The organism is Psychrobacter sp. N25K4-3-2, from assembly GCF_015351755.1.
Classification (GTDB): domain Bacteria; phylum Pseudomonadota; class Gammaproteobacteria; order Pseudomonadales; family Moraxellaceae; genus Psychrobacter; species Psychrobacter glaciei.
On record NZ_JADKLX010000003.1, the window covers coordinates 534,863 to 559,694 of the forward strand.

The 24,832-nt window shown below is 43.6% G+C and carries 19 protein-coding genes; 12 read left to right on the top strand and 7 right to left on the bottom strand.

Annotation, left to right across the window (positions count from 1 at the left end; genetic code table 11):
* Positions 1 to 7: 7 nt before the first annotated feature.
* Positions 8 to 2,047 (top strand): M61 family metallopeptidase, encoded by a 2,040-nt coding sequence (locus IOD06_RS10135; RefSeq protein ID WP_227669987.1) that lies wholly within the window; start codon positions 8 to 10, stop codon positions 2,045 to 2,047.
* A gap of 127 nt (positions 2,048 to 2,174) precedes the next feature.
* On the opposite strand, the gene IOD06_RS10140 is transcribed toward IOD06_RS10135, so the two are convergent.
* Entirely contained in the window at positions 2,175 to 2,993 is an 819-nt protein-coding gene (locus IOD06_RS10140; RefSeq protein ID WP_194620781.1) for a DUF305 domain-containing protein, read from the bottom strand.
* A 357-nt stretch (positions 2,994 to 3,350) separates the two neighbouring features.
* Entirely contained in the window at positions 3,351 to 3,965 is a 615-nt protein-coding gene (locus IOD06_RS10145) for a pseudouridine synthase (protein WP_194620782.1), read from the bottom strand.
* Positions 3,966 to 4,653: 688 nt separating this feature from the next.
* On the opposite strand from IOD06_RS10145, the gene icd reads away from it, so the two are divergent.
* Positions 4,654 to 5,913 carry an NADP-dependent isocitrate dehydrogenase gene (gene icd, locus IOD06_RS10150; protein WP_194620783.1) on the top strand — a complete coding sequence of 420 codons (1,260 nt, stop codon included), beginning with the start codon at positions 4,654 to 4,656 and terminating at the stop codon, positions 5,911 to 5,913.
* Between the two features lie 398 nt (positions 5,914 to 6,311).
* Here icd and IOD06_RS10155 read toward each other — a convergent pair whose 3' ends face one another.
* Positions 6,312 to 8,531 carry an NADP-dependent isocitrate dehydrogenase gene (locus IOD06_RS10155; protein ID WP_194620784.1) on the bottom strand — a complete coding sequence of 740 codons (2,220 nt, stop codon included), beginning with the start codon at positions 8,529 to 8,531 and terminating at the stop codon, positions 6,312 to 6,314.
* A gap of 669 nt (positions 8,532 to 9,200) precedes the next feature.
* Here IOD06_RS10155 and IOD06_RS10160 point away from each other — a divergent pair.
* From IOD06_RS10160 to IOD06_RS10180, 5 genes are all read left to right on the top strand, one after another.
* Positions 9,201 to 10,553: a GNAT family N-acetyltransferase gene (locus IOD06_RS10160; protein WP_189582885.1), complete on the top strand. Its 1,353-nt coding sequence runs from the start codon at positions 9,201 to 9,203 to the stop codon at positions 10,551 to 10,553.
* Between the two features lie 96 nt (positions 10,554 to 10,649).
* On the top strand, positions 10,650 to 11,153 hold the full coding sequence (locus IOD06_RS10165) for a chorismate lyase (protein ID WP_189582882.1): 504 nt from the start codon (positions 10,650 to 10,652) through the stop codon (positions 11,151 to 11,153).
* Positions 11,154 to 11,309: 156 nt separating this feature from the next.
* Entirely contained in the window at positions 11,310 to 11,768 is a 459-nt protein-coding gene (locus IOD06_RS10170; RefSeq protein ID WP_189582879.1) for an SH3 domain-containing protein, read from the top strand.
* 507 nt (positions 11,769 to 12,275) lie between these two features.
* On the top strand, positions 12,276 to 13,532 hold the full coding sequence (gene glyA / locus IOD06_RS10175; RefSeq protein ID WP_010201884.1) for a serine hydroxymethyltransferase: 1,257 nt from the start codon (positions 12,276 to 12,278) through the stop codon (positions 13,530 to 13,532).
* 401 nt (positions 13,533 to 13,933) lie between these two features.
* Entirely contained in the window at positions 13,934 to 15,472 is a 1,539-nt protein-coding gene (locus tag IOD06_RS10180) for a sodium:alanine symporter family protein (RefSeq protein WP_194620785.1), read from the top strand.
* 137 nt (positions 15,473 to 15,609) lie between these two features.
* On the opposite strand, the gene gltS is transcribed toward IOD06_RS10180, so the two are convergent.
* The 4 genes from gltS to IOD06_RS10200 form a co-directional block, all read right to left on the bottom strand.
* Positions 15,610 to 16,884 carry a sodium/glutamate symporter gene (gene gltS, locus IOD06_RS10185; RefSeq protein WP_194620786.1) on the bottom strand — a complete coding sequence of 425 codons (1,275 nt, stop codon included), beginning with the start codon at positions 16,882 to 16,884 and terminating at the stop codon, positions 15,610 to 15,612.
* A 118-nt stretch (positions 16,885 to 17,002) separates the two neighbouring features.
* Positions 17,003 to 17,362: a barstar family protein gene (locus tag IOD06_RS10190; RefSeq protein ID WP_194620787.1), complete on the bottom strand. Its 360-nt coding sequence runs from the start codon at positions 17,360 to 17,362 to the stop codon at positions 17,003 to 17,005.
* 1 nt (position 17,363) lies between these two features.
* Positions 17,364 to 18,167: a ribonuclease domain-containing protein gene (locus tag IOD06_RS13750; RefSeq protein ID WP_194620788.1), complete on the bottom strand. Its 804-nt coding sequence runs from the start codon at positions 18,165 to 18,167 to the stop codon at positions 17,364 to 17,366.
* Between the two features lie 156 nt (positions 18,168 to 18,323).
* Positions 18,324 to 19,625, bottom strand: a complete 1,302-nt coding sequence (locus IOD06_RS10200; RefSeq protein WP_010201865.1) for a glutamate-5-semialdehyde dehydrogenase — start codon at positions 19,623 to 19,625, stop codon at positions 18,324 to 18,326.
* Between the two features lie 392 nt (positions 19,626 to 20,017).
* Between IOD06_RS10200 and IOD06_RS10205 the strand changes: the two genes are divergently transcribed.
* The 5 genes from IOD06_RS10205 to IOD06_RS10225 all read left to right on the top strand — a co-directional run bounded on the left by IOD06_RS10205 (position 20,018) and on the right by IOD06_RS10225 (position 24,575).
* A complete protein-coding gene (locus IOD06_RS10205) occupies positions 20,018 to 20,314 on the top strand; it encodes a hypothetical protein (protein WP_194620789.1) in 297 nt (98 codons plus the stop codon).
* A 337-nt stretch (positions 20,315 to 20,651) separates the two neighbouring features.
* Positions 20,652 to 21,452: an ABC transporter ATP-binding protein gene (locus IOD06_RS10210; protein ID WP_010201862.1), complete on the top strand. Its 801-nt coding sequence runs from the start codon at positions 20,652 to 20,654 to the stop codon at positions 21,450 to 21,452.
* 274 nt (positions 21,453 to 21,726) lie between these two features.
* On the top strand, positions 21,727 to 22,527 hold the full coding sequence (locus tag IOD06_RS10215; RefSeq protein ID WP_189582843.1) for a transporter substrate-binding domain-containing protein: 801 nt from the start codon (positions 21,727 to 21,729) through the stop codon (positions 22,525 to 22,527).
* A gap of 103 nt (positions 22,528 to 22,630) precedes the next feature.
* Positions 22,631 to 23,569: a transporter substrate-binding domain-containing protein gene (locus tag IOD06_RS10220; protein WP_194620790.1), complete on the top strand. Its 939-nt coding sequence runs from the start codon at positions 22,631 to 22,633 to the stop codon at positions 23,567 to 23,569.
* Between the two features lie 73 nt (positions 23,570 to 23,642).
* Complete coding sequence (locus IOD06_RS10225) at positions 23,643 to 24,575, top strand: ABC transporter substrate-binding protein (protein ID WP_194620791.1); 933 nt, start codon at positions 23,643 to 23,645, stop codon at positions 24,573 to 24,575.
* Positions 24,576 to 24,832: the final 257 nt, after the last annotated feature.

Genomic DNA, 24,832 nt, shown 5'->3' on the forward strand with positions numbered 1-24,832 from the left:
AAAGACGATGAATTCATTGACCAATAACGCTAACGTGCCTACTTCTGACGCCAACACTGCTAATAATGAGTCAACAGAAATTGCCTCAATCAGTAAGTCTGCTCGACCTGTGCCTGATATTAGCTATCGATTCGATTTTGAGCGTTTTTTTGAGCATTTGGTTGATGTGTCGCTCACCTTTACTACAAACGTAGATGCTCCAAATCTTTGGTTGCCAGCATGGATACCAGGTAGCTATTTGATGCGCGAGTTTGCCCGAAACATTACTGCGGTACATTATCAAGTTATGGACGACGATAATAAAAGCGCTGAGATGCACCGCGCGATAAAGACAGACAAACACACTTGGCAGTTGCCACAAGTCAAGGCAGCTCAGACAGTAAATGTTCATTATGAAGTCTACTGTTATGATTTATCCGTACGCACCGCTTATGTCGATCAGCAGCGTCTATACGGAAATTTTACCTCTTTAGCATTAGCAGTCGATGGGCAGGAGCAGACGCCTGTACAAGTCAGCTTGATAGTGCCAGCCGCATTTTTGGCGGATAAACAAGAAAGCCATGTGCTTTTAGCCTGTGGTTTAGACGCTACGCACCTGCGCCTTGATGGACAGCAAACGGATGAGCAGAAAGAGGATGGTCAATACAGTTACGAGCTACAAGCAAACAGCTATCACGAGCTGATTGATTATCCTTTTGAAATCGCTGAGCAGGATACATTTGATTTTATCGTCCAAGACCACGCGCATCAGACCTTACCTCACCGTTTTTATCTGTCGGGTAAGCATAATGCCAATATGGGCAGGCTACAGCAAGATGTCACCCAAATTTGTCAGACGTATCTAGATTGGCTGGGTGATGCACCATTCAACGACTATACGTTTATGACTTTTGCCAGTGGACAAGATTATGGTGGTCTTGAACACATCAATTCGACCAGTCTGATTACGCCGCGTCGCGACTTGCCGAATATTGACGAACCCAAAATACCTAGCAGCGATTATCAGCGTTTTTTAGGCTTATGTAGCCACGAGTACTTTCACGCGTGGTGGGTAAAAACCGTACGCCCAGATGTTATGTTGGATGTAGATTTGCGCCGTGAAGCCTTTACACCACTGCTTTGGGTATTTGAAGGTTTTACGTCTTATATCGATGACTTTATGTTGCAAGCATCAGGCGTGATCGATAAGCCAAGCTATCTCAAGCTACTGGCTGAGCAAGTCAATCGCTATTATCAAACGCCTGGACGCGCCTATCAAAGTATCGCTGAGTCGAGTTTTGATGCGTGGATTAAGTTATATCGCAGTGATGAAAACACAGGTAATGCTGGGATCAGTTACTACAATAAAGGCGCATTGGTGGCGCTTTGTTTGGACTTAACCTTGCTCGAAAAGAGCAACGGTCGTTATCGTTTATTTGATGTAGTAAAAGCTTTTTATAGCCAAGCAACGCAGAATGACAACCGACGGATTGGTATCAGCAGTGCCGATATGGGTAAGGTTGTTGGGCACTTTATGTCGCTTGCCGATTGGCAAGAGTTTGAGCGCCGCTATGTCAATGGCGTTGATGAATTACCGATTGAAGCACTATTGACTGCAAATGGTATAAAAATGCGTACTAATACCAAGGAAACTGCTGACAAGTATGTGCCTTGGGGCATGCGCTGTCATGAGACACCAGCTGGACTCAAGGTAAATCGCGTGACACGTGACAGTGTGGCTGCCAAAGCTGGTATTTCGGCGCATGATGTTATTGTCGCTATTGATGGTATTAAAGCAGACACTAAGCAGTTAGCGTCGCTTAGTACGGCAGAGCATGATGTGGAATGTTACCTGTTTCGTCGTGATGAGTTGATGTGCGTCAGCGTATTACCTAAAGCAGCGCTTAGTAGTGGACAGCAGCAAGGCATGACTGAGAAAACCTTTCCGCATAAAGTAAGTTTACACTTGGCAAAGACAGATCCAGTGCTCGATGATAATGGTGACCGTTTACCACTACCGGTGGGCTGGCAGACATGGCTTAATGTCATGGAGCGTCAGCAAGTATAAATATATCAAAAGTATAGCTGTATCAACTCGATAAAAACCCCTGCTAACCATTTATGATTAGCAGGGGTTTGATGTTATGGGTTTTACATTTATTGATATTGATTGACCGTATCTAGGTAGTGGGCTACTACTCAGCAGGTTCTTTAGCATCTACTTCGTTTTCGACAGTTGCGTCATTACTAATAGTGTCATTGTTGAGCTTGTCGATTTTGTTAGCGGCAATCCAATTTTGCATCACTTGAATCTCAGGCTGCTGGGCGTCGATGATATCTTGAGCCAACTTGCGCATCTCTTCATCTGTACCATATTTGAGCTGTATCTTTGCCATGTCTACAGCGCCAATATGATGTGGCAACATACCGCGTGCAAAAGCCATATCAGGTAGAGGATCGGTAATAGCGAGCATCATGTCACCATGCATCCCGTCCATGCTCTTGGCATAGGCTTGCTGCATGGCTTGAGTATTAGGTTTAGGTTTGGCAGCATCAGGATGGCCGGCAAGCCATTTGTTCAGAATGTCTATCTCAGCTTGCTGCGCTACCATAATTTTTTGCGCAAGTTCTCGCATGGCTGCGTCAGTACCATACTTCAGCTCGATTTTTGCCATGTCGATGGCGCCGCGATGATGCCCCAGCATGCCTTTCGCAAAGGCGGTATCGGGATCGTTATATGCCATACCGATCATCATCTCATCATGCATTCCTGTCATCGACTTAGTGTAGTCTTTGAGAATGTCTGTCATTTGCTGCTCATCTGCCATTGCATCGCCACCTGCCATATTATGACCATCCATATTCTCTTGATCAGCCGTCATCTCAGTTGCTGGTGCCGCGACTTCTTCTGCGGGCATCACCTCACTACTCTCTGTTGCTGGCTGACAGGCGCTCAGAATAAACGCAGCAGAAATGCTGGTGGCGAACAAGGCAAAACGACGAGAAGCAATCATGACATATCCTTATAGAGACAAGCTAAACAATAAATAAACGCGAAATACGGCACTAATATGACAGTAAGGCAGTAAAGTGCTGAATCTTAACAGATAAACCTTACCAGTTCGAGACGCTATGTTTAACAGGTCGTAATATATTTGCTAGATTTTATTACTAATCTATATAAAACCACTAATCTACATAAAACAGGCATAGTCAGGTCAATATAAAAGAGATACAGCGTGACTGGTATAATTTTTTTGTAGCAACTGCCAGTACCACATTTGAATGTTCAACAGACCCTAGACGTTGTTCGATGTGTCTATGGTCTTATGAAAATTATCATCAGTCAATACGCCTGATGACAGAGCAAGTTAATTACTGACACCCAATTCCCTCAGTTTCGCACTATCTAAATGAATACGTACAAACTCACCAACCGCTAGTTCCCCCAATTCGAAGCCTGCGACTGACCAACGAATAAGACGCAGGCAAGGCAATCCAACGTGAGCCGTCATGCGTCTGACTTGGCGATTCTTTCCTTCATAAATCGTCAGCATCAACCATGATGTCGGTATGCTTTTACGCTCACGGATAGGTGGCTCACGTTGCCAGAGTGGCATAGGCAAATCCTCTTCACTAAGCTGTTTGATGTCGGCAGGTAGGGTTTTGCCATCTTTGAGAATGACGCCCTGTCGAAGCTTATCAAGTTGCTCAGTAGTAGGCATGCTTTCAACTTGCACTAAGTAAGTCTTACCTTGCTTACGTCCAGCATTGGCCTTTGGTGGATGGGTAATGGCTTTGTTAACCCTGCCATCATTCGTCAGAATCAGCAAGCCTTCAGACGTCGCATCCAGCCTACCAGCCACGCGCAAAGACTTGTCAGTAAAATACTCTGATAGGGTGGTGTGGTCGTTGTTGCTGTCATCACGGAACTGACTTTGCACACCGTAAGGCTTATTAAACAGAACGAGACTGGTGGTCGACATAAAGTAGCATTTCCTAAATAAAAGTATTGATGAATCATTGCGAAAGATGAAAAGTAGTAGTCAAAATAAAAGGTGTTCAACACGCCCTGATTGCAGATCAATTATAAGACGGTTGATGACTTAATTAACGGCATTTTAATGAAAACGAAACACATAAAAAATAATGTATTAACTTGTCATAAGTAGGCTATAGATATGAAAATTTATATTCAATATAAAACCATGTTATTATAGTGGTATTTATAACATTGATATCTGTACATGAGCTATGCACAAGAAAAATCATTGCTCAGACCTTTAGCTTAGTACAATGGCTAGGATAAAACGTGACATTTATTGCGTACTCAAGCTTACAGAGCATTGATATTTATTAATTTTATCTCAGCTTTTTTGTCGTTTCTCTTTTTTATGTCCATAGCATTATATTTTCAGGTGCTTTTGTGAGAGGGGTTTTTCTCTTCTTATTAATTGTATTATTTTGCCAATTTTTATTTCGAAGCCTTGAGTGTAAAGCGGTTTTGTCAAACGGTTAGATACAAGGCTATTAAACATAAGATCGTAAGTGCGCCACTTATGCTTGCTCAGCTAACAGGCGTTAATTCACGCATACCTATAATAGAATGGCGAAAGCATAACAGAGTGCTCAGTATACTTGCGATGTCCAACATACAACCAAGGAGTTTTATTCATGTCCTATGATAAAGTTATCGTACCAAGAGACGGCGAAAAAGTAACCGTCAACGCTGATTTATCGTTGAATGTCCCCAATCATCCAATTATTCCCTTCGTTGAAGGCGATGGGATTGGGGTGGATATCACTCCAGTTATGATTAAGGTGGTTGATGCCGCAGTTGATAAAGCTTACCACGGCAAAAAATCCATCATTTGGATGGAAGCGTATTTAGGTGAAAAAGCAGCGAAAATTTACGATGGTGATTACTTACCAAGCGAAACGCTAGAGATTTTAAAAGATTACGTGATCAGTATCAAAGGGCCATTGACCACGCCAGTAGGCGGCGGCTTTAGTTCGTTAAATGTGGCTGTACGCCAAAACCTTGATCTGTATGTTTGTCAGCGTCCAGTTCGCTGGTTTGAAGGCGTGCCAAGCCCCGTGCAGCATCCTGAGCTGACGGATATGGTTATCTTTCGTGAAAATACAGAAGATATTTACACGGGTATCGAGTGGAAAGCGGGCAGCGATGATGCCAAAAAAGTTATCAATTTCTTAAGAGATGAGATGGGTGTGACCAGCATTCGCTTCCCTGAAGATTGCGGCATTGGCATCAAACCCGTATCTAAAGAAGGCTCGCAGCGTCTAGTACGTAAAGCCATCCAGCATGCTATCGATAACGATTTGCCGAGTGTGACTTTAGTGCACAAAGGCAACATCATGAAGTTCACCGAAGGCGCATTCAAAGACTGGGGCTATGAATTAGCCGCAGAGCGTTTCGATGCAGAGTTGTTAGATGGCGGCCCTTGGATGACGATGAAAAATCCAAAAACGGGTAATGACATTATCATCAAAGACGTGATCGCTGATGCGTTCTTGCAGCAAATCCTGATGCGTCCTGCCGATTATTCCGTCGTCGCCACGCTTAACCTAAATGGTGATTACATCTCTGATGCCCTAGCGGCTGAAGTGGGTGGTATCGGTATCGCACCGGGTGCTAACAAAGGCGGCGCAATCGCTGTCTATGAGGCGACTCATGGTACTGCCCCTAAATATGCTGGTCAGAACAAAGTAAACCCCGGCTCGTTGATTTTATCGGCTGAGATGATGCTACGTGATATGGGCTGGGTCGAAGCAGCCGATCTTATTATTAATGGTATCCAAGGCGCTATCGCTAATAAAACGGTCACTTATGACTTTGAGCGTTTGATGCCTGATGCTATCTTGCTCAGTACTTCTGAATTTGGTAAAGCCATCATTAAGCATATGGATGCATAGATAGTCATCGCTTTATCATGAGCTAAAAGCAATTTAAAATAAGCTATTAAAAAAGCCATCTACAATCATGTAGGTGGCTTTTTTATGGTAAGTTTTTCTATGCTGATGTTATAACTATGGTCAAGGAATTTTAGAATCGCTACGATATTGCTGATATTAATTTTTTGTAGCCTCTGTCTGCTGTAGGCACAGCAAGCAAGAAAAATTGATATCAGCAGTGCGTGATGTATCGATATTACTTTTCACTGACTATATAAGCACTATTACCTTTTTATCTGCGGATAATAAAAAACACCCCACAACTCTATAGAGCGGTAGGGTGTTTTATTGTTTTTAACTGACGCTAGCGGCAAAAGCATGAAAAAGTAACGTTACTTAAGACCAGCCAGTTAAATCTATTACAACGATGCTAACGCTTCATTGAATAAGGTGCTTGGACGCATGACTTTTTCAGCCAACGCTTCATCCGCGAAGTAGTAGCCTTTGATATCTACCGCTTTGCCTTGAGCTTCATTGAACTGTTTAATAATGGCGTCTGTATTGCTCTTAAGCTTTTGCGCAAATGGGGCAAATTGCGCTTTAAGGTCTGCATCTTGGTCTTGCTCAGCAAGCTCTTCAGCCCAGTACATCGCCAGATAGAAGTGACTACCACGGTTATCTAACTCACCCGTCTTACGTGACGGTGACTTGTCATTTAGCAGCAATGTTTCAGTGGCTCTATCAAGCGTATCTGCTAAGATTTGCGCTTTAGCATTGTCATCGTTTTTGGCCAAATGCTCCAACGACTCAGTCAAAGCTAAAAACTCACCCAATGAATCCCAACGTAGATGGTTTTCTTCTACCAGCTGCTCAACGTGCTTGGGTGCAGAACCACCAGCACCAGTTTCAAACAAACCGCCACCTTTCATTAGTGGCACGACTGATAGCATCTTAGCGCTCGTTCCTAGCTCTAGGATAGGGAACAAGTCTGTTAGGTAATCGCGTAAGATGTTACCCGTGGCAGAGATAGTATCTAGACCGCGAGCGACACGCTCCAAGGTATAACGCATGGCGCGAACTTGTGACATGATTTCAATGTGCAGGCCGTCAGTATCATGATCTTTCAAATACATGTTAACTTTTTTGATTAGCTCGTTCTCATGTGGACGGTACGGGTCTAACCAAAAGATGACAGGCGTATCTGAATCACGTGCACGGCGGACGGCAAGCTTCACCCAATCTTGGATAGGGTCGTCTTTAACTTGACACATGCGCCAGATATCGCCTTTTTCCACATCTTTTTCAAGCAATACTTCATCGGTATCAATATCTACAATACGGGCAATACCAGTAGCACTAGACTCAAAGGTTTTGTCGTGTGAGCCATATTCTTCTGCTTTTTGTGCCATGAGGCCTACGTTAGGAACCGTACCCATGGTAGTTGGATCAAAGTTACCATGCCATTTACAGAAATTGATCATTTCTTGATAAATACGGGCGAAGGTAGACTCTGGCATGACAGCTTTGCAATCATATAGTTTGCCATCAGCGCCCCACATTTTACCACCATTACGAATCATGGCAGGCATTGACGCATCGACAATAATATCGCTTGGTGAATGGAAGTTAGTGATACCTTTTGAAGAATCAACCATCGCTAGACGTGGGCGATGCTCTTGGCAGGCATGCAAGTCTTGCTCGATCTCTTCACGTTTAGATGATGGTAGGGCAGATATTTTGTCGTATAGATCAGCCATACCGTTGTTGACGTTAATACCTAGCTCGTCAAAGAAAGCACCATGCTTGTCAAATGCATCTTTATAATAAATTCTAACCGCATGCCCAAACACGATAGGGTGCGAAACCTTCATCATGGTGGCTTTTACGTGCAATGAAAACAAGATACCAGCTTCGCGGCAATCTTCCATTTCTTGCTCATAAAACTCTAGCAGCGATTTTTTGCTCATGACCATTAGGTCAATGACTTCTCTATCAAGCAAAGCAATTTTTGGCTTCAATACTTTCGTCGTGCCATCATCAAGTAACAGCTCCATACGCACGTTACGGGCTTTATCCAAAGTCATCGACTGTTCGCCATCGTAAAAGTCACCGCTGTGCATGTGCGATACGTGGGTACTTGACCATTGCTTCCACTCGCCCATAGAATGCGGATGCTTGCGCGCAAAGTTCTTAACGGCTTTCGGCGCACGGCGATCTGAGTTGCCTTCGCGCAATACAGGGTTAACCGAACTGCCTAGACTCTTACCATAGCGCTGACGAATTTCTTTTTCTTCGTCGGTTTTTGGGTCTTCTGGAAAGTTAGGGATGCCGTAGCCTTTGCTTTGTAGTTCTTTGATACAGGCTTTTAGCTGCTGAACAGAGGCACTGATATTTGGTAGTTTAATAATGTTGGTATCAGGATCTTGCGTCAGTCGACCAAGCTCAGCTAGATTATCAGGAACGCGCTGATCTTCATTTAAATATTCTGGGAATTCAGCCAACACACGCGCGGCAACAGAGATATCAGTGGTTTCAACTTCAACTCCTGCAGTCTGGGTAAATGCTTTGACAATAGGTAAGAAGGACAAGGTTGCTAGCGCTGGGGCTTCATCAGTTTTTGTATAAATAATTTTTGACATTATAGTAGTGTATCCCTTTAGGCTGTAGTTAATATTAACGCTTAAACAAATGGGTATTTCTATAGAGACTCTATGCGATAGTGAATCGTGATTGAATCAAATGTATCATGAGTCGTTTCTTTGAGACTCTCTGTGCAAAACTGCCTGAAAATAGCAGGCTGGTTATCATTAACCCACTATAGATCCTATGCGATGTCAATCTCGCATAATGAACCAATTGTACTATTTTTATTCATATCTCATGTATACAAATTATATTAAGCTAATAATAGCCTTATTCTACCAGTCATGGGCTTTGATATCATCTTTTCTGTACAATTACCGTTTTTTTAACCCATTTTTTTGAAGTATTAAAGCGGATACCGACAGTCATAATATCAAGGCAATCAACAGACAAAAGGTTTGCCACATTATTTATAAAAATAGAACGGTTAGGGCAGTTAGGGCGTGTCCCCATTTTTAACCCATTTAGGCGTTTTCGTTCAGATTGAGGACATGCCCTAGTTTAGTAAAGTCATCTACATTCGTGTGGCTGGCTTTTTTTATGCTATTTTGATAGTTAGGCATGCTGCGTAATATTTCAAGAAATATTGTTATTTTTGCAAATTGTGACAGCAAAAGCACTCACATTTGGTAGGCTAGACCATTACGAAAAACAGTGTAGGTACTATGACTTTACAATATGCGCTACTCAATGATACCAGCTGGCAGAGCCAAGCACAGTGGCAAACGCCAGATACCCCTTTTATGTCATTTGCTTTTTGGCAAATACTGACTGACACGGGAGCGATTGGTGAGCAGGCAGGGTGGCTACCGATATTTATTCTGGTACATCGTGTTGCCGATTATGCTGATAGCGCCAATAGCGTAACAGACAGTGCGGCAGACACAGCCCTGCAACCTGTCGCAGTCATGCCAGTATTCATAAAGGGTCATCATCGCGGTGAGTTTGTGTTTGATCACTCATGGGCGGAGGCTTATGCACGCTATGGCATCGATTACTATCCTCGGCTGGTCACCAGCGTGCCCTATACACCGATTACAGGTCAGCGTCTTTGGTTGGCAGCTGGTGAGCATTTGAATGATGATATTCTCAAAACAGCCATTGCTGGTGTTGATGATCTCGCTCAGCAAGTGGGCGCCTCAAGCTGGCATGGTCTGTTTGTCACGCCTGAGTTGGCATCTATTGCCACCACGTCTATGCCCACTGAAATCGATATAGAGCTTGCGATAGCTGCCCAAGAAAGTGGTGTAGAGTCCACTCCTATTGAGATGCCGATACTTGAGCGTCAAGGCTGTCAGTTTTTATGGCAAAATCAAAACCTCAGCCAAGACAGTCAGCCATTTGCTGATTTTGACGGATTCTTGGCGACACTAAGAGCCAAAAAACGCAAAACCATCCGCGCTGAACGTCGTAAGGTCGCTGAGCAAGGCATTAGCTGTCAGCGTAAGTGTGGTAATGACATCACGGATGAAGACTGGCAAGCGTTCTATCATTGTTATGTGATGACTTATGCGATACGCGGGCAAAAGCCTTATTTGACGCTCGATTTTTTTATGGCGTTAGCCGATAGCCTACCTGAGCATATTATGTTGGCGCAAGCCATGGATGTCGACGGTGAAATTATCGCGAGTAGCTTATTTTTATACGATAAAGCCGACAGCGACAAGGCTGATGGTGATGTTGATAATAATGCTACCTTATATGGTCGTTATTGGGGCGCGCTCGGTGAGTATGATAGCTTGCACTTTGAGCTGTGCTATTATCAAGGGCTTGAATTTGCCATCGAGCAAGGCTTGAGGTATTTTGATCCCGGCACGCAAGGGGAGCATAAGCTGGTTCGTGGTTTTATTCCAACGACGACACACTCGCTGCACCGTATCTATGATCCACGCTTTGTACCTGCGATTGGTGATTTTTGTACCAAAGATCGTGAGCATATGGCACAGTATCGTCAGCAGGCATTTGAAGCATTACCATTTAACGCCGATAATATGCCTGAGTTTGATATCAATCATTAATGCTCGATTTTACGAATATTGACTTTTATTAATGTCGCTTTATTAACAGACACTCGCAGCCGTTTATTTCTAAATTCTCACTATTAGCCGTTAACTATGTCCAGTAACTCTTATGCTTGTCCTGCCACTTTTATCCCGCCCTCTGAGCTATTGCCTTGGCTCAATGCCGAAGGTTCTCTAACTGCCGTATTAGAAAAAAGAGCAGGGCAGCCATTACGCGTAGAACGCAGTTTTGAGGGCTTTCGACCCTTAACGTTGCAACAAAAAAGACAACTAGGGCTACAAGGCTCAATGCTGAATCGTCCATTACTGGCGTGGATACGTGAAGTACAGTTATATGGTAATGATGAGCAGCCGTGGGTAGAAGCGCAAAGTATCTTTCCTTTATCGACTCTAAAAGGCAACGCGCGGCGGCTGCAACAGCTAAAAGGCACGCCCATCGGCTATGTTTTATTTAAACGTCGTCGCACTCTACCCAATCAGCGTTTTATCAGTCATACCGATGCTGGCTGGCAACGACAAACGCGTTATGATTGGTATGGGCGCACGCTAATGATTAGCGAAACCTTTTTGCCAGCATTCTTAGCCAATGATGCATAGCAAATTGGAGTGGCTATGAAAATGACAAGTGAAGCATGATACATAAAAGACAAATTGGCACTATTATGGAATTAACAGTTGTTTGGTAATTTAAGAATATGGTATAAATACATTCGGGTAACATTTTTATACTTTTCTTAACATCAGGAACTTCTTATGAGTTTATTAAAGCCGTTGCTATCTGTATCGTCAAAATCCATGGTCTTGCTAGCGGTCAGCACGTCATTGCTTGCTTTATCTGTTAACGCAAACGCTGGTTTTTTGGATAGTATTTATGAGGTGCAAAACACCATCAGCTCAATTGGTAGAACGGCCGATACCATCAGAGGTAGCAAACAAGCGGTGTCTGACTTAGGCGAAGAAGTAGGCTTTACAGAAACGGTGGCTCAAAACACTCAGAGCAATACGGGAAAGCTGGTTTCTGGTTCTATATTGTCTGGCAAATTACAAAGTACCAAACTGCATTCACAGGCCAATAAAGCTTCAAACCCAATCGCTATCTTATCTCAGCAAGAAATTATGATTTACATGGGCACTGAACAAAATGGCTACTATCATGTACAAAGTGATAAAGGTGAAGGTTGGGTTTCTAAGCCATTGGTCAGCATCCAATAGTTCATTAGCGCCATGCTTTAATTAAATGCATATGGCTGTAGATTAAAAAATAGATTTGAAAACAGTCATCTTCAGATGGCTATTTTTTGAGTTATAGACAGCTTTCTATTGATTTAGAGCGGGTAAATCCTTTATTTTATTGGCTATTTATCTGTGTTATATGGTCATTTAATTCACTCATCTTAAGGTGAGATTTTTTGCGCTCGCAGCATGAAATTTCATGTTACACTTAGTCTAAAGCGATGATAGCGATACCCACTCGTATCTTATTTATTGCCGAACTGGATAAGCCAATGACAGACCGATTTCCTCGCTTACTCCTATTAATCTTCGCTAATACAGCCAATCTAAAATAACTCTAATACTGGTAAACTACGCACAAAAGTGCCAATGTACTTTAAGCGATGTTGGCGCAGTAATGGTTTTATTGCGGGTAGGCTATAGCTTATTTTCAATGACGTTTTTTAATAACGTCTTTTAACGAAAGTCACTACCTAGGACATCACTATGTTTAAAGATATTTCTATCAAAGAGTTTGATCCAGTACTTGCTGAAGCGATGGCTGCAGAAAGCGTTCGTCAAGAAAATCATATCGAATTGATTGCGTCTGAAAACTACTGCTCACAAGCAGTGATGGAAGCGCAAGGTACGGACCTTACTAACAAGTACGCAGAAGGCTATCCTGGCAAGCGTTACTATGGTGGTTGTGAGCATGTCGATGTCGTTGAACAATTGGCCATTGACCGTGCAAAAGAGTTGTTCGGCGCTGAATATGTCAACGTTCAGCCGCATTCTGGTAGCCAAGCAAACTCTGCCGTATTTTTAGCATTGCTAGAAGCAAATGACACGGTACTAGGCATGAGCTTAGACGCTGGTGGTCACTTGACTCATGGCGCACATATTAACTTCTCAGGTCTGAACTACAATGCCGTGCAATATGGATTGGTAGACGGTACTGGTCTTATTGATTATGACCAAGTAGAGAGTTTAGCGCGTGAGCACAAGCCAAAAATGATTATTGCTGGTTTTTCAGCGTATTCGCAAGTGGTCGATTGGGCACGTTTCCGCGAAATCGCTGATGAAGTCGGCGCTTACTTATTGGTCGATATGGCACACGTTGCTGGTCTTATCGCTGGTGGTGTTTACCCAAGCCCAGTACCGTTCGCTGATGTCGTGACGACCACCACGCACAAAACCCTACGTGGCCCACGTTCAGGTATGATTTTGGCTCGTGATGAAGTGCTAGCTAAGAAACTAAACTCAGCCGTATTCCCAGGCAACCAAGGTGGCCCGTTGATGCATGTCATCGCGGCAAAAGCAGTTTGCTTTAAAGAAGCTTTAGAAGACAACTTCAAAACCTATCAGCAGCAAGTAGTGAAAAACGCACAAGCAATGGCAAAAGTCATCCAAGAGCGTGGCTATGAAATCATCTCTGGTGGTACTGAAAATCATCTCATGCTGATCAGCTTGGTTAAGCAAGAAATGACGGGTAAAGAAGCCGATAAATGGCTTGGCGACGCTCACATCACTGTGAACAAAAACGCGGTACCAAACGATCCAAAATCACCATTCGTGACGTCTGGTATTCGTATCGGTACACCAGCCATTACTACTCGCGGCTTCAACGAAGCGCAAGCGGGTGATTTGGCAGGTTGGATTTGCGATGTGTTAGACAGCCGTGGTGATGAAGCGGTTGCGACTGAAGTACGCGGTAAAGTAGAGGCGATCTGTGCAGAATTGCCAGTCTATGCTAAAAATCAGTAAACTTTAGAATGGTAATAAAAAAAACCGCTAAGCTTTTGCTTAGCGGTTTTTTTGTTATTACTCTCTACAAGTCTTAGATCATTTAACGCAAACCTGTGTTGATATTGTCATTTCGCCCTTTTAATTATATTTAAGTCTGTTATTTATACTAAAAAATACTACCGACATTTTTCGATAATTATAGTGATCTTGACTGAGTTCGGCTATCAGCTTTAAAGCGCTAAGTTGATGTTTAATTGAGAAAAATGTGTAAATGTTTTTGTTTATACAAAAGTATTAGTATATAGTCGGCATTGAACATTTAGTAATAATACTGATACAAAGTACAATAAATAATTACACTTTGTACCAGTATCGCTGTAAATAACTGTATAAATATTATTTTCACTAAAGGGATTTACATGAAAAAACAATATTTAGTCGCAACGATGCTATTACTTAGCACTACTCTTGCGCAAGCAGCAGAACAACAATCAGGTCTAGCAGCATTTGGAGCAGGTCTCGATGGCTTTATGGCCAGTATATTTGGCTGGTTCGTCGATCTTATTTTCTTTTCAGTACCTCTTGGCGAAGTAAGCTTTCCGCTAATTGTAGGTTGGTTATTAGTTGCCGCATTAGTCTTTACTTTTTATTTTGGCTTTATTCAGTTTCGTCATATAGGCTTGTCTTTAGATATTGTCAGAGGCAAATATACTGATCCAAACCCTGCTGTCAAAGAAGAAGGCGAGGTCAGCCATTTTCAAGCACTAGCTACTGCTTTGTCAGGTACGGTTGGTCTCGGTAATATTGCAGGTGTCGGTGCAGCACTCGCCATTGGTGGACCTGGTGCTACCTTTTGGATGATTATGGTTGGTCTGTTCGGTATGGCGACCAAGTTTGTAGAGTGTACGTTAGGTGTCAAATACCGTACGATCCTGCCTTCTGGTGCCGTATCAGGTGGACCTATGTACTACCTAAGCCGCGGTATGGCTGAACGTGGTATGGGTGGATTGGGTAAGGTGTTAGCCGTCGGTTTTGCCCTTATGTGTATATTGGCCACTTTTGGTGCTGGTAACATGTTTCAGGGTAACCAAGCCTTTGCAGTCATGAGCTCTACTTTTAGCATTCCAACGGATTACAGTATATTCTTTGGTATTGGCTTAGCGTTTTTAGTCGGTATGGTTATCATTGGTGGTATGCCACGCATTGCAACCGTTACCGAAAAAGTTGTACCTTTTATGGCTTTATTGTATATCACAATGAGTGTCATCGTACTGGTTGCAAACTTTAATCATATCGGCGCCGCATTTGGCGAGATTTTCACGGGTGCCTTCACTGGTGCTGGCGTGGCTGGTGGTTTTATTGGCGCGTTAATTCAAGGTTTAAAACGTGCGACTTTTTCTAACGAGGCGGGTGTTGGTTCAGCCGCTATTGCTCACTCAGCGGTAAAAACCAAAGAGCCTGCTACTGAAGGTTTAGTAGCGCTGTTAGAGCCTTTCATTGATACGGTTGTTATCTGTACTATGACGGCGCTCGTTATTACGATCTCTGGGGTGAACACTGTTGCAAACTTGCAAACACAAGCGCTCACTGGTGTGGATCTAACCCGTGCTGCCTTTATGGAAACGGCGCCTATCTTCCAGTATTTCCTAGCTGTCGCGGTATTATTGTTTGCTTTTTCAACGATGATCTCATGGTCATACTATGGTCTAAAAGCTTGGACGTATCTCTTTGGTGAAGGTAAAGGCGGCGAGATGATATACAAACTTATCTTCTTAGTCTTCGTTGTTATCGGTACCATCGTACAGTTTAGCTTCGTTATCGACTTCTCAGATGCGGCTCTGTTCGCTATGGCGATCTTTAACATCATCGGTCTATACTTCTTGATGCCAATTGTGAAAAGAGAGGTTAATTCTTTCATAGCTCGTGTGAAAAGTGGTGAAATTAAAAAGTATAAATAATGGGTTTGATTGAACACTCTATTATAACTTGATAATTAAAAAAGCCCGCCAAGATTAGTCTTGGCGGGCTTTTCGATGTCTAGCATTCGTTGTTTGCTAGATAGCTATTAAATTTTGATCTGTGACAGCATCACAGCCTACATAAACGGCAACTTCGTAAATATCTGCAATACCGTCGCATTGACAATATCAACAAAGAAAGCACCAACCATTGGCACAATCAAAAACGCCTTAGGCGAAGGCAGATAGCGGTCAGTGACTGCCTGCATATTCGCAATCGCTGTGGGTGTTGCACCCATACCAAAACCGCAATGTCCCGCTGACAAAACAGCCGCATCATAGTTTTTACCCATGACTTTAAAGGTAATAAAATAGACATAAATAATCATGATGACTGTCTGCACCAACAAGATAATCAATACAGGGCCGGCTAGATCAGTCAATTGCCATAGCTTCAAAGACAGCAGCGCCATGGCTAAAAATAGACTCAAAGAGGCATTACCGAACACATCAATCGAACGGTCAAACATATCAAAATTGAAGACCATCGTTAGCACATTTCGAATGATAACGCCGCCTGCCAATGCCCATACGAAAGTAGGCAACTCAAACCATGTACCCTCTGCTACCAGTGTCATCACTTCTGCAAAAGCCAATGCCGCAGCAAAGAGCGCTAATGTTTCGATAGTAGAAGACGCAGTGATAAAGCGCATGCTATCTGGTCTCTCAAAGATTTCTTTATCACTGTGCGCGTTATCCTCGTCATGCTTGGTACTATATAACGACTGCGCGCCCGCGACTTTTTCAATATCACTAGGGTGTGGGTTGGCAGGTGTGGGCTTTAGTCCAAGTCGATTAATTAAACGACGGGCAACAGGGCCACCGACGATACCACCTGCGACCAAACCATAAGTAGCAACAGCAATACCAAGCGTTGTCGCACCGACCACGCCGTAGTCTTCTTCTAAAGTAATGCCCCAAGCACCTGCCGTACCATGCCCACCAGTCAAGGCGATAGAGCCGGTGACTAGACCGAGCAGAGGATCAAGCCCCAAGGCACTTGCCATTGCCACGCCAACGATATCTTGTAAAATGATGAAGACGGAGACTACGACAGTGAAAATTAATAAGGGCGTACCACCGGCTTTTAGCCTGCCAAAATCAGCACTTAAGCCAATAGATGCAAAGAACATCAGCATGGTCGCCGTCTGTAATCCTTGGTGAAAATTGAAACTATACCCCCAAACCATATTGAGAATATAGACGATAATAGCAGCGACCAAACCACCGGCAACCGGTTCGGGAATATTAAAATCTTCTAAAAACTTGACTCTCTTCACCAAAAATCGGCCAAGTAGCAGCACCAAGGTGGCTAATATCAATGTGTAATAACCGTTTAAGGTAATCTCCATAGGTTAATCCTTTCTATAAAATAAATTAACCTGAATTCGGGATAAATATGGCTTTATCTCGAATTCAGGTTTCTATGATTACGACTAATTATCGGTGACTATCAGCTACGCTCAGTGATTAGAGTTCGTCCTCAGATGGCACAATGATCCACAGTTGTGGTTTGCCAAATTCTCTATAGGCATCCTCAATGATGCTCTTAAAGACATTGAAATCTTCGGTATTTATCCTTTTTATCACCGTCAAATCAAGCATTAAATGCACCACCTCGCTATCTGTCAAGCAGTCCCACGCGCTGTCCCAGTTGTGCGAAAAATAACTGGGGAAGTCACAGGCGCGGGCTAGACTCATTAATAGCGTGGTTTTATCCAGTGCGTCACCCACGGGTATGGTAACAGCCTCAGTAGGAATGACCGCATGTAGTGCTGTACCGTTTTGGTTAATGTGGTTTTGATTAACATAGTGGATGGCTTCACTCATTTTAATTCACCTCCAATTTTCTAAAGCTATCATAATGGTCGACCGTCAAGTAATAAACGGTAGGTGGATAGTCTCCGGTAACGATACGCCGCGCGCCGCGATGTGACATATTAGGGGTAGGTACGGTGTATTCACGGTAATAGCCTTGCGACTGCGCGGGTAATCTGCCCTCACGATTATAAAACGTCGTGCCATCTTTATTCGGATAAGGAAAAGGCCCACCTTGCTGAATGAGCGCTACCGTCCTATCTATCTGAGCATCACCCGTTACGCCAGAGTTGGTTGCTGGGCTTGAGCTTTTAGATGCCGATATGGTCGTCGACTCAACACCATCAGCAAAGAAAGTGGATTTTAAGTCACCAAAGAAAGTGGATTTTAAGTCACCAAAGAAATAAAACGCGACGGCGATAATAGCGATGAGGCTAAATAGGGTAGAGCCTAAGCTTCTCCTATTTTGATTACCGCTTTGATTACTGCGATTTGAGACGCGACTGCTGTGATTTGAGCTACGACTGTTGTGCTGGCTATTTCGTTTGGCATTATTAGGCCTGTGCTTGGGCACATTTGACGCAGTGTCATTGTCAGTGTCTGGTTCAATACTCAGTGAAGATGACGTGACTTCAGTGGCTCGTAATTGGTCTTTATCATTACGTACACTATTGAAATAGACGCTTTGACCGACGGTTATCGGCTGTGACAATCGAACTTTACTGACATGAAAAAACACATCCTCATTTTGATCGTCTACATCGATAAAGCCATAGCCTTTATCTTGGTTCCAGTGCTTAATCTTGCCACTTTGCATGGGTCAGTTTTCCTGTAGATTATTTGTATACAAAATAACGGGTATGCAGCATATATAACATATTGTCATTCATAAAAAAACGCCAGCAATTAAGCTGACGTTTTTTTTGATTATACGTTAAGTTAAACGGTAGATGATAGGGTGGGACGCAATAAGCTAAGCGCGTGTCTCACCATGACCATAAACGATCCATTTTTGTGAAGTCAGACCTTCGAGACCGACAGGGCCACGCGCATGGATTTTGTCCGTTGAGATACCAATCTCAGCACCCAGACCGTATTCGAATCCATCAGCAAAACGGCTAGAGGCGTTAATCATGACGCTGGCAGAATCCACTTCGCGGATGAAGCGTTGCGACTTGGTATAGTTATCAGTAATGATGACATCGGTATGATGGCTGCCATGGGTATTGATATGTTCGATGGCTTCGTCAATACCTGACAAGACTTTTACCGCCAAGATAGGGGCTAAATATTCGGTATCCCAGTCTTCAGCAGTTGCGGCAGATAGATGGCCTTTGAGCGCAGCATTGTCATTCAAGATGGCTTGCGACTTGTCATCAAGGCGTAGTTGCATGGCATCATCGGCTTGAACGATGGCTTCAGCAATTTTTGGTAATAGCTCACCCGCGACTGATTCATCGACCAATAGTGTCTCCATGGTATTACAAGTGCCATAGCGATGCGTTTTGGCATTGACGCTGACTTTGATAGCAATCTCAGGATCAGCATCACTGTCAATAAAGGTGTGGCAGTTACCGTCCAAATGCTTAATCACAGGGACTTTGGCATCACGGCTGATACGCTCAATCAAACCTTTGCCGCCGCGTGGGACGATGACATCGACATATTCTGTCATCGTAATCAGCTCGCCGACAGCAGCGCGATCGGTCGTTTGTAATACTTGCACACTGTGCTCAGACAGTCCGACTTTTTTTAGACCTTCTAAGATACATTTGGCGATTGCTTGATTGGATTCAAAAGCTTCAGAGCCACCGCGCAAGATAATCGCATTGCCTGATTTTAAGGCTAAAGAGGCGGCTTCTAGTGTTACGTTAGGACGCGACTCATAAATCATACCGACCACGCCGAGTGGTACTCGCATTTTGCCCAAATGAATCCCCGATGGTTGGTAAGTCATGTCAGTGACTTCGCCGATAGGATCAGGTAGCGCCGATACGTCTTTTAGACCTTGTAACATACCATCGAAGCGCGCATCGTTTAGCTCTAGACGATCAAGTAGGGCGGCGTCTAAGTCGTTCTTTCGACCGTTGTCCATATCGATTTTATTGGCAGACAAAATATCTTTTTTCGCCTCTAGCAATACGTCATAGATTGACATAAGGGCGGTATTTTTGTCGCTCGTATTGGCTGCTGCAAGGGCACGTGATGCCGCGCGTGCTTGCTTACCAACAGATTGCATATAGGTGGTAACGTCTGTGATGTTTGATTGACTCATAAATTTTTCCTTATAGTAATACATGTTCTAAATAAATAAAAGCGCCTAAAGAGGCGAAAATTTAGCAAAAAAAGCAGCTTTGGATGCCCATATGGCATTATGCTATTTAACATAGAGGAGATTGAGGCGATAGTAAAGATGATTTTGTGAACAGAGCCCGCTTTACAAAGCGCTTATGAGGGCTTATCTGGTGCTGTTTTGTTTGTCTTATTCTGCGTTTCTTATTGGATAACTGTTATCAATACACCACTCTATCTTTACGTGTCTTTAACAGAACTGCGCTGTAAATACTAAGGTAGCCGTGATGTATCGTCAGTATAGTAAGCACTAAGACAGTAACGCTATCGATAGATAGTGTTGAATCAAAAGACCATAGGTAATGGAGAATTGACATGGCTACTAAACAATATGCATATAAAAACTGGCTGACAGTTGGGCTGGTCGCAGGGGCACTGGCGTTAAGTGCTTGCGGCAAAAAAGATGAGTCACCAATGGAGACTGAACCGGCAGTAAATGCACAAACAGCAGTAGAGGAGAGCGCGACTGCAAGTAGCTCTGATGATATTGCCATTGCAAGTGCCGATGATGGCATGGCTGTTGGTGCAAATGATGATGTGGCAGTAGCAACCGCAGATGATACAGAAGTGTTGGATGGTACTGAAAGCTCAGAGCATGTTTCAACGTACTAATCACAGGCTATCAATAAACACTATTAATAAACACTATTTAAGATGTGATGTTACCATCAGATAAAACAACGCCTAGTACACTAAAGTGATAAAATAAAGCTCAGCACCTAAATGCGGTCTGGGCTTTTTTTGTGCCAGCAGTCCATTGGATGATTCACGAGCTAATGCTGCGCAAAGTTTGCGTTTTCTCTGCATTATAGGAGACAATACCTCTCTTATGGTGTCTTAGCCATCGCGCTATCCTATTAAGGTGGTATGTAAGGCATTGCTTTATACTCTATACGATGCTGTTTTTTATTTTCGTTTTCACTCATATATATTGGAAGCCTGCTGAACCATGCTTGATACTGCAAAAAACCCGACTCGTCCTATCGCCTTAGATCTACAAGACGTCCATAAAAGCTATGGCTCATTGGCAGTGCTAAAAGGGGTATCGCTCACTGCCTATGATGGTGATGTGATCTCTATTTTGGGCTCTTCTGGCTCTGGAAAATCCACCTTATTGCGCTGTATTAATTTGCTTGAAAAGCCTAATCAAGGTCGTATTATCATCGGTAATGAAGAGCTGATGTTAAAGCCTGGCAAATCAGGTGAGCTACAAGCCTCAGATATCAAGCAACTGGAGAGTTTGCGTGCGCGTGTGGGCTTCGTCTTTCAGAACTTCAACTTGTGGCCGCACAAAACGATTTTGCAAAACATCATCGAAGGGCCAACGCAAGTTTTAAAAATTAAAAAAGATCAAGCGATCAGTGATGCCGAGCAGCTGCTTGATAAAGTGGGTTTACTTGACAAAAAAGATGCTTACCCTGCCAATCTATCTGGTGGTCAGCGTCAACGTGTCGCCATTGCCCGTGCTCTTGCTATGCAGCCACGGGTATTGTTATTTGATGAGCCAACGTCTGCCTTAGACCCTGAGCTAGTGAATGAAGTGCTGGCAGTCATGCGTGAGTTGGCAGAAGAAGGGCGCACGATGCTGATCGTCACGCATGAGATGCGTTTTGCCCGCGAAGTGTCTAGCCAAGTCGTATTCTTACATCAAGGAGTCGTTGAGGAGATGGGTACGCCCGAACAAATCTTTGACAATCCTACCTCTGAGCGTGTCAAAGACTTTATGGCATCGCATCGTCAAAACAGTTAGCCGCTTATTGTGGACTATCTTTTATGACATATAACTTAAGCCACTCAACTTTCTGATTGGTAATTGTCGTTAGCTATTTATTACCCAATAATAACAGTCGGTATGCAAAACGTTTGTTTTTGATATTTTACTCAGGTATTATCAAAAGGCTTACAGGCGGTCAATAATGACGGCTGCTTGTATCTTCTGCTATCTATATTTCTTGTCTGGCAGGGAAGTCAGAGAACAAAATATCAGAGCCCTACATTAAAACCCATTAGAATTTAAGGAATGTATGATGTCTAATTCTCGCCTATTATGGTCATCGATGACCGTCACTGCAGCGTTAATGCTGAGTGCTTGTAGTCAGCCTGCCGATGAAACGGCTGGTGCCAACGCTGATGCACCCGCGGCAGAAACGGCTGGCAAGACCATTCGTATCGCAACTGAAGGCGCTTACCCTCCTTTTAACTATACCAATGCCGATGGCACGTTGGCAGGTTTTGATATCGACGTTGCTAATGCCTTATGTGACCAAATGCAGGCCAAATGCGAAATCGTTGCCCAAGATTGGGACGGTATTATTCCGGGTCTATTGGCACAAAAATATGATGCTGTGGTCGCTGGTATGTCCATCACTGCTGAGCGTCAAGAAAAAGTTGATTTCAGTGAGCCTTACTTCGCCAATACCATGGTATGGCTGACCGATACCAAAGGCAGTTTTGATCCTACGTCGATCAAAAGCCTAACGCTGGGCGGTCAACGTTCAACGACGCCTGGTGCGTATCTACAAGATAATTATGAAGGCAAAGATGGCAACACCGTTAAGCTTTATGATAATTATGACAATGCCTATTTGGATCTAAAATCTGGACGTAGTGACGCAGTATTGGCTGAAAAAGTCTCAGCCAAATCATGGTTAGCAGACAATCCAGAAGGTTTCGGTGTTGTTGGTGACGAAATTGACAATGACGATAATATTGCCATTGCCGTCCGTAAGGACGACCCACTCAGAGACGACTTCAACAAAGCGCTGAGCGAAATCCGTAGTAACGGTGAGCTGGCACGTCTTGAGCAAATCAACTTCGGTCAGTAAGCGTTGATAAATGAGCTTGTAACAGAGTGCGTTGATCAATCAGTATCGATCAACGCGTAGTGGGTTAATACACGGCTGGTAAATATATTAAGGAACAATAGGTATGACAATTTCAATGACCTCATCAATGACTAAGAAAGCTTTGTGGCTTGCGCCGCTAAGCGCGGCCATGCTAATGCTGGCAGGGTGTAATAACAGCTCAGCACCAGCAGACAGTGCCGAAGCGGATGCAGCGAGCGACACCCCTTTGAATATCAAAATCGCGACCGAATCAAGCTATAAGCCTTTTAGCTACACAGATGCCGATGGCAAACTGATTGGCTATGAGATTGAGTTGGTTGACGCATTATGTGCACAAATGAAAGCAGAGTGCGAAGTTATCTCGCAAGATTGGGATGGTTTGATTCCAGGACTGAACGCACAGAAGTTTGATGCAACCATTGCTGGTATGTCAATCACCCCTGAACGCAAAGAAGTTGTAGAGTTTAGCGACCCTTATTTTCACAGTGGCATCATCTTAATCGGTAAAAAAGGTGATGATATCAGCGTAGAAGGTCTCGAAGGTCAGCCAATCGCTTCACAGCGTTCAACGGTTGCCTCGCAATATCTGCAAGATGAGCATGACAATGCTGATATCAAGCTTTATGACACTCAAGACAATGCCTATCTGGATCTGACCTCAGGTCGTGTGCGCGCGATGATGTCGGATAAAGTAACGGGTATCGACTGGTTAAAAACTGAAGCAGGTAAAGACTACGAAGTCAAAGGCCAAGAAATCAGCACCAACGATGATGCCATGGGTATTGCCTTCCGTAAAGGCGATCCATTAGTCGCCAAGTTTAACGCAGCGTTGGCCGAGCTAAAAGCCAATGGCACCTATGATCAAATCACTGGCAGTTATTTTGGCACCAGCACTACGGCTGCCGCGCAAAAAACGACTGCTACTGGCAGTGTTGAGCAAGTAGTCGTTGTTGACGAAGGTAATGTCGATGCCAATGCGATGATTGCTGAAGAAGAGCAAACAGAAGCCGCGACCAACTAAAACAAGGCTTGCCTGTATCAGGCAAGCCTTGTTTTACGAAGTTGTTTTTCTAACATAAAAATCAAGGATGATCATGAGCAACTATCTTGTTCCAGCCAGCAGTATGACTTGTGCCCCAGTCAAAAAACTGGTAACGACCAGCCGCTGGTCAATGTCGCTACTGGGCATGGTATCGGTCTTTATGTTAGCGGGTTGTAGCAATAGTCAAGATAGTGCTGATGATAGCAATTCAGAAGCTACCGAGGCCACCGCTGCTGATACAAAAGAAGTATTACGTATTGGTACTGAAGGCGCGTATGCCCCTTTTAACTATACCAATGCAGATGGCACACTGGGTGGTTTCGATGTAGATATAGCAAATGCTATCTGCGACGATATGAAAGTCACTTGCGAGATTGTCGCTCAAGATTGGGATGGTATTATTCCTGGCCTCAAGGCTGGTAAATATGATGCCATCGTCGCGGCGATGTCGGTGACACCTGAGCGTGAGCAGCAAGTGAGTTTTACGGATTCTTACTTTAGCAATGCTTTGGTTTTTTTGGCTAAAAAAGACAGTAGCTTTAATCCGAGCAATAGCGATGATATCAATGCGCACTCTATTGCTGCACAGCGCTCGACTATCTCATCACAGTGGTTAGAGGATACCTATCCAAAAGCCAATATGAAGCTATATGATACCTTGAGTAATGCGTTCTTAGACTTAGGTTCAGGTCGCGTCGATGCGATGATATCTGACAAACTGCCAGCCATAGAATGGCTCAGCTCACCATCAGGCAGTAACTATGTGCTAAAAGGTGAAGAAATTGATATCAATGATAATTTTGCCATAGCCGTACGCCCAGGCGATCCGCTACAAGCGAAGTTCAATGAATCATTAGCCAATTTAAAAGCCAATGGTACTTACGACAAAATCAATCAAAAATACTTTACTGTATCAGCCGCCAGCACCAGTGCAGCGACAGTAGAAAACACTGAGCAACCAGCAGCAGATAGCACAGCGCAATAACCATTTGCTATCATGGTGCTATTCGCTATTGCAGTATGAATAACGAGGACATCGCCATCATGGCAATGTCCTTTTTTATTTGCTGGCGAAGTGCCTTATGTTTTTTATACCGTTATTTGAGTGTTATTAAGACCTCCTGTTGTTTAAATGGTTATCGACTGTCAACTTTGGTCAAATCTCGCTTATTTTTCTTCTTCTTGCAGGGATAAGTAGCTATTTAGAGCGCGCTTTTACGTGTCAGTATTAACATAGCGTCC

What these genes read in the sequence shown, in the direction of transcription:
- IOD06_RS10135 (WP_227669987.1), top strand. Translation starts at nt 8, where the DNA reads ATGAATTCATTGACCAATAACGCTAACGTGCCTACTTCTGACGCCAAC.
- IOD06_RS10140 (WP_194620781.1), bottom strand. Translation starts at nt 2,993, where the DNA reads ATGATTGCTTCTCGTCGTTTTGCCTTGTTCGCCACCAGCATTTCTGCT.
- IOD06_RS10145 (WP_194620782.1), bottom strand. Translation starts at nt 3,965, where the DNA reads ATGTCGACCACCAGTCTCGTTCTGTTTAATAAGCCTTACGGTGTGCAA.
- icd (WP_194620783.1), top strand. Translation starts at nt 4,654, where the DNA reads ATGTCCTATGATAAAGTTATCGTACCAAGAGACGGCGAAAAAGTAACC.
- IOD06_RS10155 (WP_194620784.1), bottom strand. Translation starts at nt 8,531, where the DNA reads ATGTCAAAAATTATTTATACAAAAACTGATGAAGCCCCAGCGCTAGCA.
- IOD06_RS10160 (WP_189582885.1), top strand. Translation starts at nt 9,201, where the DNA reads ATGACTTTACAATATGCGCTACTCAATGATACCAGCTGGCAGAGCCAA.
- IOD06_RS10165 (WP_189582882.1), top strand. Translation starts at nt 10,650, where the DNA reads ATGTCCAGTAACTCTTATGCTTGTCCTGCCACTTTTATCCCGCCCTCT.
- IOD06_RS10170 (WP_189582879.1), top strand. Translation starts at nt 11,310, where the DNA reads ATGAGTTTATTAAAGCCGTTGCTATCTGTATCGTCAAAATCCATGGTC.
- glyA (WP_010201884.1), top strand. Translation starts at nt 12,276, where the DNA reads ATGTTTAAAGATATTTCTATCAAAGAGTTTGATCCAGTACTTGCTGAA.
- IOD06_RS10180 (WP_194620785.1), top strand. Translation starts at nt 13,934, where the DNA reads ATGAAAAAACAATATTTAGTCGCAACGATGCTATTACTTAGCACTACT.
- gltS (WP_194620786.1), bottom strand. Translation starts at nt 16,884, where the DNA reads ATGGAGATTACCTTAAACGGTTATTACACATTGATATTAGCCACCTTG.
- IOD06_RS10190 (WP_194620787.1), bottom strand. Translation starts at nt 17,362, where the DNA reads ATGAGTGAAGCCATCCACTATGTTAATCAAAACCACATTAACCAAAAC.
- IOD06_RS13750 (WP_194620788.1), bottom strand. Translation starts at nt 18,167, where the DNA reads ATGCAAAGTGGCAAGATTAAGCACTGGAACCAAGATAAAGGCTATGGC.
- IOD06_RS10200 (WP_010201865.1), bottom strand. Translation starts at nt 19,625, where the DNA reads ATGAGTCAATCAAACATCACAGACGTTACCACCTATATGCAATCTGTT.
- IOD06_RS10205 (WP_194620789.1), top strand. Translation starts at nt 20,018, where the DNA reads ATGGCTACTAAACAATATGCATATAAAAACTGGCTGACAGTTGGGCTG.
- IOD06_RS10210 (WP_010201862.1), top strand. Translation starts at nt 20,652, where the DNA reads ATGCTTGATACTGCAAAAAACCCGACTCGTCCTATCGCCTTAGATCTA.
- IOD06_RS10215 (WP_189582843.1), top strand. Translation starts at nt 21,727, where the DNA reads ATGATGTCTAATTCTCGCCTATTATGGTCATCGATGACCGTCACTGCA.
- IOD06_RS10220 (WP_194620790.1), top strand. Translation starts at nt 22,631, where the DNA reads ATGACAATTTCAATGACCTCATCAATGACTAAGAAAGCTTTGTGGCTT.
- IOD06_RS10225 (WP_194620791.1), top strand. Translation starts at nt 23,643, where the DNA reads ATGAGCAACTATCTTGTTCCAGCCAGCAGTATGACTTGTGCCCCAGTC.